Raw genomic sequence first — 13,764 nt, forward strand, 5'->3', positions numbered from 1 at the left:
CCTGGGACGCTGCACTGACCCGCTCACCGGCGACTTCAATGGCGGTGACGTCCTGACGAACTGCAACCCGTAGCCGGTCGTGGGCCGTTCTGGCCTACAGACCGGGGCGGCAGCCCGACAGCCCTGGTCGCCGACGACACCGTCGGGGCGCGTGACAGCTCGCCGCCATGGCGCACACCCAGTACCTCCGGCTCGCGGTCGACATCGCCGAAGGCAAGCTGACCGAACAGCCGGCGTCCGTGGCCTGCCAGTGCAGGGTCAGCCGATGCACAAGCCGATCAGGCACACCTCGACCGGGGATGACTTCGCGGGCGTGGGGGTCGTGTCCCCGGTGCTCGTGTCGCCGGTACCCGCATCCGTACCGCCGTTCTCCGGGCTTGTCGCCGGTGTGTCGCCGGAGCTGTCCGTCGGCGCGGAGGTGGGCGTGCTCGTGGGGGCGGCCGTCGGGGTGGCGGTTCGCGGGGCCGTGGTGTCCTCGGAGTCGGCGTCCGTGCCGGAGGGGGCGGCGTTCGTCCCGGAGGGGGCGGTGTGCGTCTGACGGGGCGCCGGGGCCGAGTTGCGCGGTGCCGGACTCGACGGCGTGGCGGCCGGGGTGTGACGCGGCGCGCTTGTGGTGGAGGGCGCGGGGCCAGCGGTCTTCTTCCGCGGGGTGCCGGTCTCGGCAGGGCGCGACTCACGGTGCCGCGAAGTGTGCTCGCCGGGCTCGGCCGGAGCGGATTCGCGGGAGTCCGGCCTGGTGGTCTCCCGGTGAGTGGCCGGCGATGCGGCGGCGTCCGAGTGGGGCTTGGGCGATCCGTTCGACATCGCGCTGAGGGCCAGACCGCCGCCCACGAGCGCGAGCGCCGTCACGGCCGCTGCCCGGCGGCGGTTCTTCTTCCAGCGCGCCAGTTGTCGGCGCCGGGCCGCGCGACCCTGCCAGGCGGCAGCGGCGTGCGCCTCGTCGGCGGCCGGGTCCGCGCTCGATGCGTTCGCCGCTTCCGCGGATACGACGCCGGCCGCCGCCGCGGTCTCGGGCCGTATCCGGCCGGAGCGGGGCTCCCAGGGTGAGAACTCCTCGTCGGCGTACGCCGCCGCTGCCGTCACGGTCGTGGCAGCCGCGTCGCGGGAGCGCTGAGCGGACTGGGCGATGTCCGGCGCGTAGTCGCCGCACCCCGGGCATATCAAGGCCCCGTTGAGGTGCCGACGGCACGAGGAGCAGTAATCCATCTGCGAACTTTCTGTACGGACGCCGGAAGGGACTCGGCGATGATCTTGCCTTTGTGCGTCGGATCGAGCGCGGTCAGTAACACTATCGGCGCACAACGAAGAGCATGTGTGAACTTCGTGAAGGTCCCATGGTGCCGCTGTCCGTGCGGCGGGAGTCCACGTGCCGATACGACTCGGCTAGGGCGTGAGCCCGGCCCGGTCGCAAGCGGCCTTGTACTTGTCCGTACAGATCTGCTTGATTGTGTACATCCCGTCCTTGACGACCGTGTCCTTGATGTGGGCGAGGGTCGCGGAGACCGGGGTGAGCAGGACGGCGGGGACGTTCTCGCCCGAGGGGCCGCTGACCTTGCTCGTGGCGATGCGGTCAAGCTTTTCGCCGCGGCCCAGGGCGACGGCCATTTCGGCGGCGGCGTCCGCCTCGGGCCGGAAAGGCTTGTAGACGGTCATGTACTGCTCGCCGCTGACGATGCGCTGTACGGCCGCCAGCTCGGCGTCCTGTCCTGTGACGGGCGGCAGCGGCTTGATCTTGGCGGCCTTGAGCGCGGAGATGACGCCCCTGGCCAGGCCGTCGTTGGCGGCGTAGACGCCGTCGATGCTGTCCGCCCCCAGAGCCGCGATCGCGCCGGACATGTTGACGTTCGCGTTCTCCGGCCGCCACCCGACGGTGTCGTACGCCTTGCCGATCCTCACCTTGCCCTTGAGGACGGACAGCGCGCCTTTCTTGAACTGGACCGTATTCGGGTCGGAGGGGTCGCCGTTCATCATGACGATCTGTCCGCCGTTGGCCGCCTCGCGGCCCATGGCTTCGAGGAGCGCGTGCGCCTGGAGCCGGCCGACCTGCCTGCCGTCGAAGGAGACGTAGCCGGAGATCGGGCCGCGGGAGAGGTGGTCGTAGGAGACGACGGGGATGTTCGCCTCCTTCGCCTCCTCGACCGAGGAGGCGGACGATGTCGCGTCGACGGAGCTGAGGACCAGGACGTCGACGCCCCTGCTGATCATGGCGTCCACCTGGTGCTGCTGGGTGGCCACGTCGCCCTCGGCGTTGGCGTACTCCACCGTGCAGTTGCCGCACAGCTCCTTGATCTTCTTCTCGATCAGCGGCCGGTCGAACGTCTCCCAGCGGGGGGTGTGATTGTCCGGGAGCAGCAGACCGATCTTCATGCCGCCCTTGCCGGTGGCGGGCCCGCTCGGGCCGCTGGGCTGCCCGGTCTCTCCGCAGCCGGCCAGACCGAAGGCCAGGGGGCCTGCCGCCATGGCGGCAGCGGTGACCCGCAGACGGATCTTCATCTGCAAGGACCTCCCTCGGCCGTCCGCCTTCGTCACGTCCTCATCCGGTGCGGCCGGTCCTCATCCGGTGAGGCCGGCCCTGTCGCACGCGGCCCGGTACTTGGGGATGCAGATCTGGTCGATCGTGTACACGCCGTCCTTGACGACGGTGTCCTTGATGTTGGCCCTGGTCATGGGGATCGAAGGCAACAGCGCGGCCGGGACATCTTCGGTGGTGGGTGTGTCGACCTTGTCCTCGGCGATGTGGTCGATCCGTTCGCCGCGGCCGAGGGCGACGGCGATCCGGGCCGCCGCGTCCGCCTCGGGCTTGTAGGGCTTGTAGACGGTCATGTACTGCTCGCCGCTGACGAGGCGCTGTACGGCCGCCAGCTCGGCGTCCTGGCCGACGACGGGCGGCAGTGGCGTGATGTGCGCTTGCTTGAGGGCGGCGATGGCGCCACCGGCGAGGACGTCGTTTCCGGTCCAGACGCCGTTGACGTGGTCGACGCCCTCGGCGGCGATGGCGGCGGACATCGCGATCTGCGCGCTGCCGCCGTCCCATTCCGCGGCGCGGTACATCCTGCTGGTCTTCACCTTGCCCTCGAGGACGGACTTCGTGCCCTGGGTGTACGGGCTGCGCAGCCTGGACGACTTCGAGGGACCCTCCAGCCTGATGACCAGGCCACCGTGGCGCTTGGCAGCCATGGCCTTGAGCAGCGCCTCACCCTGGAGCGTGCCGATGGTTTCGACGTCGTGCGTGACGTACGCCGAGATGGGGCCCTGGGCGTCCCGGTCGTAGGCGACCACCGGGACGCCCGCCCTCTTCGCCTCCGTGACCGAGGAGCGAATCCCCTGGACGTCGACGGCGTCGAGAATCAGGACGTCGACCCCCTTGGTGATCATGGAGTCGAGCTGCTGCCGCTGGATGGCCGCATCATCGTGCGCGTTGGCGTACTCCATCGTGCACGTGTGGCACAGCTCCTTGATCTTCTTCTCGATCAGGGGCCGGTCGTACCCCTCGTAGCGGGCGGTCTGGTTCTCCACGAGCAGCAGGCCGATCCTCAGTCCGCCCTTGCCGGGGCCGCTGCCGCTCGACTCGCCCGGCTGCCCGCAGGCGCCGAGGCCGAGGGCCAGGCACGCCGCGCCGGCGACGACGGCGGCTCCGCATCGATACGAGGTCACTGGCCGGGCCTCCTTCCGCGCCGGCCGGGCGCCGCAGCGGTTCGAAGTGGGGTGGGCACTGCACCGGTGTGTCCCGGTGCGTCCTGGTGGATGCCGAGGGCGGCAACGCCGGCAGGCGTTTTCTCCCGTAAGTACCCGGAAAGGGGTGATTCCTACACGGTCAGAATGGCACAGCCACGCACACCAGGCGCTGGGGAGAGTCTGCCTGGCAGCTCGTCGATCGGGCCGCCGACCGGCTCTCCCGCGGGCGGCGCCTGCCTCGCCGGCCATGTCGCACGGGGCGAGACCCGCAGCCAGGCGCGCCGCCGCCCCGGCGGCGGGGTGCCGTAACAGGGCGACGCGCCCCGGGCCGTGCCATCCTGATGTTGTGCGGGCCCTCCCGCCTCTGGGCCGCTGGACCGGCGGCATGGTGGGTGCCGGGCTGCCGTTGATATCCGCGCCGATCGCCGGGGGCGCAGCGACCGGCGAGTCGGATGACGCTCCCGGGCCCCTGTGGCGCATGGGTCCCTGTGGCACAGGCCGTACGCGCACGACGCCCGACTCCGCGCTCGTAAGGGCATCAGCATCCTGTCCGCCTGCGGCCTGCCGGCTTCAAGCGCACGTTTGGCCTACACCGGGAACGTGTCCAGGTGTCGGCACGTTGCAGCAGGACCAGGATGTGAAGCGTGACGAATCGGCCGGCGCAGAACACTCCGGGGCTCGGTGGCCCACGCCCATGGGAGGCCCCCGTGGCGCGGGAGGCTGGGGTCCTGCACGCGGAGTCGCTGCCGTCCGTGTCGGAGTGGGCCCTGGTCTTCGCCGGGGCCACTGCCGCAGCCGTCCATCTCGTGGACGATGCGACCGAAGAGTTGTGGCTCGCCGAGACGGCCGGCAGCGCCGGTGCCCTGCACGGACTGCCCCGCAGCCTCCCGCTGACCAGCGACTTCCCGCTCGCCAACGCCGTCCGGACGGGCCGTCCCGTGTGGTGCGACGCCGCGGAGCTCGCCGGCCACCGGGAAGGCGGCCCGGGAATGCTGTCGGCGGAGGACGTCTCGCTCGGCGTGCTGCCGCTGAGCGCGCGCGGCCGGCGGCTGGGCTGTCTGCTCGTCGTGGAGGAGGCCGAGGACGCCTTCGACACCGAACGGCGGCAGTTCCTGGAGCTGTACGCCGACCAGGTCGCCGTACAACTGGAGGCCAACGAAGAGCCGGGCGCCGCCGGTACGGAAGCGGGCCGTGCGGCGCAGCGGTTTGCACCGGACCCGGCCCTCGGCCGACTCGGTGTCGGATGCTTCACCCTGGTCCCGAGCACCGGGCGGATCGACGCGGACACACAGGCGCTGGAGCTCCTGGACATCCCTTCCGAAGCCTTCGACGGCCAGTGGGAGACCCTGCTCGAGCACACCCTTCCGGACGACCTCCCCGCGCTGATGTCCCTGGCCGGACCAGGACAAATGATCTTCGGAGGCCGGGAGCTGGAGTTCCGCGTCCGTCGGCCCGGCGGTGAGCTGCGCTGGCTGCGGCTGCGCTGCCGGGCGCCGGTGGACGCGGCCGGCGGACCGAAGCGGGTGCTGGGGGTGGTCGCCGAAGTCTCCTATCTGCGGCCCGGCGCGGACGATGCCTCCGATGTGCACCGGCTGTCGGCGACCCTGGAGGGCGCCACGACCATCCGGGAGGTGAGCCGGGCGGTGGTGACGGCCCTGCGGCATCCGCTGCGGGCCGACCGGCTTGCGCTGGCCGTGCTGGAGGCGGACCGGCTGGTGATCAGCACCCTCGACCCGTCGGACTCCGCTGCCTGGCCGGAGGCATGGCGGTCCGAAGGGCGTTCGGAGCGGTCCGACGCCCCGATCGCGGCGCTCCCGACGCTGCGGGCTGCGCTGCGCGAAGGGCATGCGGCCCTGCGGCCCGCGGGCAGCTCCGTGGAGCCGGGCCTGGCGGAGATCGGGCCCGGCGGCCTGGCCATCCTGCCGCTGCCCGCCGACGGACGGGTGGTGGGCGTGTGCCTGATCGGCTGGGACGAGCCGCACACGTTCGGACCCGAGGAGCGCACCCTGCTGACCGCCGCCGCGTGCCTGGTCGGGCAGGCGCTGGTACGCGCCCACGCCCTCGACGCCGAGCACGAGCTGGCCACGATGCTCCAGCGCAGCCTGCTGCCGAGGACGCTTCCCGCGCTGGTCGGCGGGGTGGCCGAAGCCCGCTATCTGCCGGCCACGGTCGGCCTGGAGGTAGGGGGCGACTGGTACGACGTCATCCCGCTGGGGGAGGGCCATGTGGCGCTGGTCATCGGGGACGTACAGGGACACAGTGCCGCAGCGGCGACGATCATGGGCCAGATTCGTACGGCGATCAAGGCATACGCAGTGGAGGGCCACCCGCCCGACGTGGTGATCTCCCACGCCAACCGGCTCCTCGCCGGCATGGAGACCGACCTCTTCGCCACCTGCACTTATGTCGAGCTGGACATGGAGGAGGGCAACGGCTGGTGCGTCCGGGCCGGGCATCTGCCGCCGCTCGTGCGCCACCCGGACGGCAGCACCGAGGAGATCGAGATCGAGGGCGGCCTTCCGCTGGGCGTGCTGGCGGACAGCGAGTTCCCCATGGCCATGGTCGGCCTGGCTCCCGGCTCGGTCCTCGCACTGGTGACGGACGGTCTCGTGGAATCGTCCGGCCTCGACGTGGCGGACGGCATGCGCCGCGTCCGCGACGTCCTCTCGGCAGCCGACCCCTCCCATGCCGGCCGGCTGGCCGACGAACTGCTCGGGGGCGCTGAACGCCGAACGGACGACGTGGCGCTGCTGCTCCTGCGCTACGACGGAATGAAGGTCCGGCCGATCCGGGCGAACTGGGCGGTGTGGCGGCTGCCCGACGCGGTCATGCACGCACGCCGCTTCACCGCGCGCACGTTGCGTTCCTGGAAGGCCGAGGACGAACTGGACGTGGTCCTGCTGGTCGTGTCCGAACTGGTCACCAACGCCGTGGTGCACACCCAGGGAGAGGTGCGCCTGGACCTGACGCTCACCGCGGAGCGCCTGCGGGTGGCCGTCACCGACACGTCCGCGCGGGCCCCGGCCAAACCGGTGACGGTCGGCTGGGAGTCGACCGGCGGCCGCGGCCTTCTCCTCGTCGAGGCGATGACCGAGTCCTGGGGCTCGGTACCGGTCAGCGGCGGCAAGCAGGTGTGGGGTGAGATCGCTCTGCCACCCCGGCAGGAGGCCACCGACGGTGGTGGCGGTGCCTTGGCAGCCACTGGCTGAGAGGGCCGGACTCACCGCGGAAGGAACGGAGATGGTCCAGATGGCGGCTCCGCTGCTGAGGTTGCGCGGAATCTCCAAGCGGTTCGGCGCCGTCCAGGCGCTCACGCGCGTCGATCTCGATATCCGCGCGGGCGAGGTGGTCGCCCTGGTCGGCGACAACGGCGCCGGGAAGTCGACGCTCGTCAAGGTGATAGCGGGAGTGGGAGCGGCCGACGAGGGCGTGATCGAGTGGCAGGGCCGGGCGGTGCACATCAAAAAGCCGCACCAAGCACAGGACCTGGGCATCGCGACCGTCTATCAGGACCTCGCGCTGTGCGACAACCTCGATGTCGTCGCCAATGTCTTCCTCGGCCGGGAGATCAGTAAGGTCGGTGTCCTCGACGAGGTGGAGATGGAACGCCGTACCCGCACGTTGCTGGGCACGCTCTCCATCCGGCTGCCCAGCCTGCGTGCCCCCGTCGCCTCGCTCTCCGGCGGTCAGCGGCAGACCGTCGCGATCGCCCGCTCGCTCCTCGGCGACCCCAGCGTCGTCCTGCTCGACGAGCCCACGGCGTCGCTGGCCGTCAAGCAGACCATCGAGGTCCTCGACATCATTGAGCGGCTGCGGGAACGCGGTCTCGGCGTCCTGCTCATCAGTCACAACATGGGCGACATCAAGGCCGTCGCGGACCAGGTCACGGTGTTGCGCCTGGGCCGTAACAACGGCGTCTTCGATGTGCGGACCACATCCCAGGAACAGATCATCTCCTCCATCACCGGCACCACGGAGCATGCCGTGAGCCAGCGGAAGAGCGAGGCGGAGGAGGACGAGCTGTGGCAGTGAGAGGGACATCGAAGAACCGGCGCGCGCCCACGGGCGCCGACGGCGAGAAGTCCACTGCCCGCAGGCCGCGCCCGGCCGACCTCGCACAGGGCTGCAGGACCTTCCTCGAGGACGTCAGGAACCGGCTGAGCGCCGGCGAACTCGGCGCCGTCCCGGTCGTCCTGGGGCTCGTCGTCATCTGGATCATCTTCCAAGCCCTCAACGGTGCCTTCCTCTCGCCGCGCAATCTGTCCAATCTCAGCTTGGACATCGTCGGCACGGGCCTGATCGCGGTGGGCATCGTCTTCGTGCTGCTGATCGCGGAGCTCGATCTGTCGGTCGGTTCGGTCAGCGGACTCGCGGCGGCCGTGTTTGCCGTGCTGAGCGTGCGCAACGGCATGCCGGAATGGCTGGCACTCCTCATCGCGGTGCTCACGGGGGCGGCCATCGGGGCGGTCCATGGGTTCTTCGTCGCCAGGGTGGGGGTGCCGTCCTTCGTCGTCACCCTCGCGGGACTGCTCGCCTGGAACGGACTGATGCTCTACGTCCTGGGCGCGAGCGGCACCGTCAACCTCGACGACCAGGGGCTGGTCGCCACGCTGACCAGTTACTACTTCAGTCATGCGGCGGCCGCCTACGGCCTGGCGGCGGTCGGCTCGATCGTGTTCTTCCTGGCCTCCTACCAGGAGGCGCGGCGCCGTAAGACCGCCGGAGTACCGTCCCGGCCGCTCAGGGAGATCGCCGTGCGCACGGCGCTGCTCGCGGTGATCGCATTCGCCGCGGCCGCCGTGCTGAACCAGTTCCAGGGCCTGCCGCTCGCCCTCCTGATCTTCCTCCTGATCATCGTCTGCCTGGACTTCGCCCTGCGCCGGACACCGTACGGGCGGCAGGTCTTCTCCCTCGGCGGCGGCATCGAGGCGGCCCGCCGCGCCGGCATCAACGTGGTGTGGGTACGGATCTCGGTCTTCATGGTGTCCGGGACGATGGCCGCGATCGGCGGCCTCTTCCTCGCCTCGCGCATCACCTCGGCGAGCCAGACCTCCGGCTCCGGCAACCTGCTGCTGAACGCCATCGCCGCGGCCGTCATCGGCGGCACCAGCCTCTACGGCGGGCGGGGCAGGACCTGGTCCGCCCTGCTGGGCATCCTGGTCATCCAGTCGATCGCCTCCGGCATGGCCCTCCTGGGCATCCAGGCCGCCGTCCAGTTCATGATCACCGGCGGAGTGCTCCTCGCAGCCGTCGTCCTCGACTCACTCACACGCCGCTCCCAGAGGGCCCGCGGCCGGGCCTGACCATCGACTGTCCTCCGGCCTCACTCACGTCGCACACGCCCCGCCAGAAAGAGGACCTGCGCGGGGCGTTGACGCCTCTACGTGTCGACCCTATCTTCCAGTCCGAAGTCACGTACGGCGTTCGATATTTCGGACGTGAGGTCGCGGGAACCGTGAGACGGATGCGTGAGGAGAAGGTGCGTTGCGGAGACTCATACAGTCCTCCCTGGACAGACGGCACTTCATTGCGACGGCAGCCGGAAGCGCCGCGGCGGTGGTGATCAGTACGACGAGCAGCGGTACGGCTCACGCGAGCGCCCCGGGCGGCGCCGCGAGCGGGCAGCGGGTCCTGGCCGGGCCCGTACGGCCCTTCTCTCTCGGCGCGGTGAAGCTGCTTCCCGGCGCGTTCCAGGACAACCAGGCGCGCAACACCGCCTACCTGCACTTCGTCGACATCGACCGGATGCTGCACACCTTCCGCCGCAACGTCGGCCTGCCGAGCAGCGCGCAGCCGTGCGGGGGATGGGAGGCCCCCGACTGCGAGCTGCGTGGCCACAGCACCGGCCACCTGCTGTCCGGACTCGCCCTCACCTGTGCCAACACCGGGGACGAAGCGCTGCGCGACAAGGGACGGAAGCTGGTCGCAACGCTCGCCGAGTGTCAGGCCGCCTCGCCGAAGTCCGGATACGGCAAGGGGTACCTGTCGGCGTTCCCGGAGAGCTTCTTCGACCGGCTCGAGGCCGGTACCGCGGTATGGGCGCCGTACTACACCATCCACAAGATCATGGCCGGGCTCGTCGACCAGTACCGGCTGGCGGGCAACGAGCAGGCCCTCGAGGTCGTACTGCGCAAGGCCGCATGGGTGGACGCGCGCACGGCCGGGCTGAGCCACGAACACATGCAGCGCGTGCTGGAGACCGAGTTCGGTGGCATGAACGACGTCCTGGCCGATCTGCACGAAATCACCGGGGACGCGAAGTGGCTGGAGGTCGCCGATCGGTTCACCCACGCCCGCGTCTTCGACCCGCTCGCGAAGAACGAGGACCGGCTCGCCGGCCTGCACGCCAACACCCAGATCCCGAAGATGGTCGGCGCCATCCGGCTGTGGGAGGAGGGCCTGGACGACCGGTACCGCACCATCGCCGAGAACTTCTGGCAGCTCGTCACCGACCATCACACCTACGTCATCGGCGGCAACAGCAACGGCGAGGCGTTCCACGAACCGGACGCCATCGCCTCCCAGCTGTCCAACAACACGTGCGAGAACTGCAACAGCTACAACATGCTCAAGCTCACCCGGCTGATGCACTTCCACTCGCCGGAGCGCACGAACCTGCTCGACTACTACGAGCGCACCCTGTTCAACCAGATGCTCGGCGAGCAGGACCCGGATTCCGAGCACGGCTTCAACATCTACTACACCGGTCTGGCGCCGGGGGCGTTCAAGCAGCAGCCGTCCTTCATGGGCAAGGACCCCAACGCCTACTCCACGGACTACGACAACTTCTCCTGCGACCACGGCAGCGGCATGGAGACGCACGCCAAGTTCGCGGACACCATCTACACGCACAGCGCCGACACCCTGCTGGTCAACCTCTTCCTCCCCTCCGAGGTGCATTGGGAGGAGAAGGGCATCACCTGGCGCCAGACGACCGGCTTCCCCGACCGACCCTCGACCACCCTCACCGTCGCCTCCGGCGCGGCGGAACACCGGCTGCACATCCGTATCCCGGCCTGGGCCTCCGACGCGCGGGTCAAGTTGAACGGCCGTACGCTCCCGGACCGCCCCCGACCCGGCACCTGGCTGGTGCTGAACCGCTCATGGCGTACGGGAGACCGGGTCGAGGTGGCGCTGCCGATGCGCCTGCGGATCGAGCCGACGCCGGACGACCCGGACGTGCAGGCAGTGCTGTACGGACCGGTGGTACTGGCCGGGGGGTACGGCGACCGCGACGCGATGCGCATGCCGCGGCTGGACACGAAGTCCGTGAAAAGGCAGGCGGCCGACCCGATGCGGTTCACCGCCCGCGCCGACGGTGAAACCGTCACACTCCTGCCGGTCGCGCGGACGCACCACCAGCACTACACCGTCTACTGGCTGACGGGCGAACCGCCGTCCCCGCCCCCGGTGTTCGCGGCCTGGCACCGCTTCGACGAGACATCCGGGACAACGGCCGCCGACGCCACAGGCAACGGCAGGACCGCCCAGTTGGCGGGCGGCGCCTCGTGGACCACGGGGAAGACCGGGAGTGCGGTGTCCCTGAACGGGGCGGACGGGCACGTGAAGCTCGCGGCGGACCTCCTCGCGGGCGCCTCCGCGTACACCGTCGCGACCTGGGTCAGGCTCGACGGGCAGCCGGCGGCCTGGTCCCGGATCTTCGACTTCGGCACCGGCGTGACGGCGAACATGTTCCTGACCCCGCTCAGCGATGACGGGAAACTCCGGTACGCCATCACCGCCGGAGGGGGCGGGTCCGAGCAGCGCATCGACGCCGATCCGCTGCCGACGGGGGAGTGGGTGCACGTCGCCGTGGCGTACGGGGACGGCACGGCCGTGCTGTACGTGGACGGCCGCGAGGCGGGCCGCAACGACAAGGTCACCGTCGAGCCCGGTTGGTTCGGCAACCACATCCCCGCCGCGTACATCGGCAAGTCGCAGTACTCCGACCCGTACCTCAAGGCGGCGGTCGACGACTTCCGTGTGTACGGAAAGACGCTGACCGCCGCTGAGATCGCGTCCCTGGCGCTGGGCTGACGCACCGCCCATCCCGCCAACGGCCGGACTCACGGAGTACGGCCGTTGGCGAGACGGGTGATCCCCAGCGCTTCTACTGTTTCCCGCAGTGGTACGACGTTGTGGGAGGGGATCGTCATGGTGGAGCCGCGCGCTGAGCACGACTTCGTGGTGGTGGGGGCCGGGTCGGCCGGCAGTGTGATCGTCCGGCGTTTGCTGGACGCGGGCCACTCGGTCCACGTTCTGGAGGCCGGACCGGTCGACGACGACGAGCGGGTGCACAGCCCGCAGGGCTGGCCGCTGCTGCTGCAATCACCCTTGGACTGGGCAGCCATGACGGTGCCTCAGAAACATGCCAACAACCGGTCGCTGTTCTGGCCGCGAGGCAAGGTGCTGGGCGGATCGAGTTCGCTCAACGGAATGATCTACATACGCGGGCACCGCAGCGACTACGACGCGTGGGCGTACGAGGGGTGCACCGGCTGGGACTGGGACAGCGTGCTGCCCCTGTTCAAGCGGTCGGAGGACCATGTCGACGGCGAGAGCGCGTGGCACGGCAAGGGCGGTCCCTTACCCGTCAGCAGGATCACCGAACCGCACCCGACCGCGACCGCCTTCGTCGAGGCCGCAATCGCCCTCGGGCACGAGCGGACGGACGACTTCAACGGCGACGACATGGTCGGCGTCGGTTTCAACCACGCGACCGTCCGTGACGGGCGCCGCATGAGCGCCTGGCAGAGCTTCGTCGTCCCGGTGCGGGACAGCCCTTCCCTGACCGTGACCACCGGTGCCCGCGTACACCGGGTCCTGCTCGAAGACGGCCGGGCGGTCGGAGTGGAGTACGCCGCGGAGGGACGCCTGCACCGCGCCCATGCCGCCGCCGAGGTGGTACTCAGCGGCGGTGTCATCGGCTCGGCGCAGGCCCTGCTGCTGTCCGGCATCGGCCCCGCCGCGCACCTGCGCGAGGTCGGCGTCGACATCGCCGTTGACCTGCCGGGCGTCGGCGAGAACCTGCACGACCATCTGCTCGTCAGCAACGTGTACGAGGCGTCCCGTCCGCTGCCGCCCGGAAAGGCGAACCTGCTCGAAAGCCAGCTCTTCACCTCCACCGACCCGCGCCGCCCCGGCCCCGACCTGCAGCCGCTGTTCCTGCACCTGGTCTACCCCGCCGAGTCGTACCCCGTGCCGGAGCACGGCTACACCATCGCCCCGGGCATCGTCAGGCCGCTGTCCCGCGGCACGCTGCGGCTCGCCTCGGCCGACCCGGAGGCCGCGCCGCTGCTGGACCCGAACGTCCTCGCTGAGCGGTACGACCTCGAAGCGCTGGTCGACGCCGTGGAGTTGTGCCGGGAGATCGGGGGCCAGCGGGCCTTCGACGCCTGGCGCAAGGCGGAAGTGGCACCGGGCCCCGAGGCCCGCACCCGGGACGACCTGCGGGAGTACGTACGGCGCGCGGTCGGCACGTACCACCATCAGGTCGGCACCTGCAGGATGGGCCAGGACAACCTCGCCGTCGTGGACCCCGAGCTGCGCGTTCACGGCGTGCAGGGTTTGCGCGTGGCGGACGCCTCGATCATGCCGTCCGTCCCCTCCGGCAACACCAACGCCCCGTCGATCATGATCGGCGAAAAGGCTTCCGATCTGCTCCTTGCTGCTTCCTGACGCCGCTTCCTGACGCCATTCGCTCGCAGCCGAGGGCGCTGAATGCGCCGGCCGCGGCCGGTACGGGGGCACGGCAAGGCCATGTGGGCCGAGCAGCCCCTCGTACCGGCGGAAGTCGACCGCGCGGCGCTCCTGTGAACCGTGCGTCAGTCCTTGATTTCGCAGATGACGGCGCCGGCGGTGAGGGAGGCGCCGATCTCGGCGGACAGGCCCTTGATGGTGCCGGAGCGGTGCGCGTTCAGCGGCTGTTCCATCTTCATGGCCTCCAGGACGACGACGAGGTCGCCTTCCTTGACCTCCTGGCCCTCCTCGACCGCGATCTTGACGATGGTGCCCTGCATGGGGGAGGCGAGGGCGTCGCCGGAGGCGGCGGAGCCGGACTTCTTGGACGCCTTGCGCTTGGGCTTGGCG

Annotated in this window: 9 protein-coding genes; 5 read left to right on the forward strand and 4 right to left on the reverse strand. The window is 70.4% G+C overall.

Features of this window, described 5'->3' with window-relative positions; translation table 11 throughout:
- Nucleotides 1–258: 258 nt before the first annotated feature.
- From IG84_RS41390 to IG84_RS0135270, 3 genes are all read right to left on the reverse strand, one after another.
- Nucleotides 259–1,206 (reverse strand): SCO2400 family protein, encoded by a 948-nt coding sequence (locus IG84_RS41390; protein ID WP_157848998.1) that lies wholly within the window; start codon nt 1,204–1,206, stop codon nt 259–261.
- 177 nt (nt 1,207–1,383) lie between these two features.
- Nucleotides 1,384–2,493, reverse strand: coding sequence for an ABC transporter substrate-binding protein (locus IG84_RS0135265; RefSeq protein WP_031066880.1), 1,110 nt, complete (start codon nt 2,491–2,493; stop codon nt 1,384–1,386).
- Between the two features lie 60 nt (nt 2,494–2,553).
- Nucleotides 2,554–3,654 (reverse strand): substrate-binding domain-containing protein, encoded by a 1,101-nt coding sequence (locus IG84_RS0135270; RefSeq protein WP_031066882.1) that lies wholly within the window; start codon nt 3,652–3,654, stop codon nt 2,554–2,556.
- Nucleotides 3,655–4,382: 728 nt separating this feature from the next.
- Here IG84_RS0135270 and IG84_RS0135275 point away from each other — a divergent pair.
- The 5 genes from IG84_RS0135275 to IG84_RS0135295 all read left to right on the forward strand — a co-directional run bounded on the left by IG84_RS0135275 (nt 4,383) and on the right by IG84_RS0135295 (nt 13,353).
- On the forward strand, nt 4,383–6,884 hold the full coding sequence (locus tag IG84_RS0135275; protein WP_078649826.1) for a SpoIIE family protein phosphatase: 2,502 nt from the start codon (nt 4,383–4,385) through the stop codon (nt 6,882–6,884).
- A 31-nt stretch (nt 6,885–6,915) separates the two neighbouring features.
- A complete protein-coding gene (locus tag IG84_RS0135280; protein WP_031066888.1) occupies nt 6,916–7,707 on the forward strand; it encodes an ATP-binding cassette domain-containing protein in 792 nt (263 codons plus the stop codon).
- Nucleotides 7,704–8,978 carry a sugar ABC transporter permease gene (locus IG84_RS0135285; protein ID WP_031066891.1) on the forward strand — a complete coding sequence of 425 codons (1,275 nt, stop codon included), beginning with the start codon at nt 7,704–7,706 and terminating at the stop codon, nt 8,976–8,978. The genes IG84_RS0135280 and IG84_RS0135285 overlap by 4 nt, the downstream gene beginning before the upstream one ends.
- A 181-nt stretch (nt 8,979–9,159) precedes the next feature.
- Nucleotides 9,160–11,712, forward strand: coding sequence for a glycoside hydrolase family 127 protein (locus IG84_RS0135290; RefSeq protein ID WP_382467498.1), 2,553 nt, complete (start codon nt 9,160–9,162; stop codon nt 11,710–11,712).
- A 117-nt stretch (nt 11,713–11,829) separates the two neighbouring features.
- Nucleotides 11,830–13,353 (forward strand): GMC family oxidoreductase, encoded by a 1,524-nt coding sequence (locus IG84_RS0135295; RefSeq protein ID WP_031066897.1) that lies wholly within the window; start codon nt 11,830–11,832, stop codon nt 13,351–13,353.
- Between the two features lie 146 nt (nt 13,354–13,499).
- Here IG84_RS0135295 and IG84_RS0135305 read toward each other — a convergent pair.
- A partial coding sequence (locus IG84_RS0135305) for an acyl-CoA carboxylase biotin carboxyl carrier protein subunit (protein WP_031066898.1) occupies nt 13,500–13,764 on the reverse strand: 265 nt, incomplete at its 5' end.

This window comes from Streptomyces ochraceiscleroticus, assembly GCF_000720485.1.
Taxonomy (GTDB): domain Bacteria; phylum Actinomycetota; class Actinomycetes; order Streptomycetales; family Streptomycetaceae; genus Streptomyces; species Streptomyces ochraceiscleroticus.

Excerpts from the sequence above, each read along its gene's own strand:
- IG84_RS41390 (WP_157848998.1), bottom strand. The coding sequence starts at position 1,206 with ATGGATTACTGCTCCTCGTGCCGTCGGCACCTCAACGGGGCCTTGATA.
- IG84_RS0135265 (WP_031066880.1), bottom strand. The coding sequence starts at position 2,493 with ATGAAGATCCGTCTGCGGGTCACCGCTGCCGCCATGGCGGCAGGCCCC.
- IG84_RS0135280 (WP_031066888.1), top strand. The coding sequence starts at position 6,916 with ATGGTCCAGATGGCGGCTCCGCTGCTGAGGTTGCGCGGAATCTCCAAG.
- IG84_RS0135295 (WP_031066897.1), top strand. The coding sequence starts at position 11,830 with ATGGTGGAGCCGCGCGCTGAGCACGACTTCGTGGTGGTGGGGGCCGGG.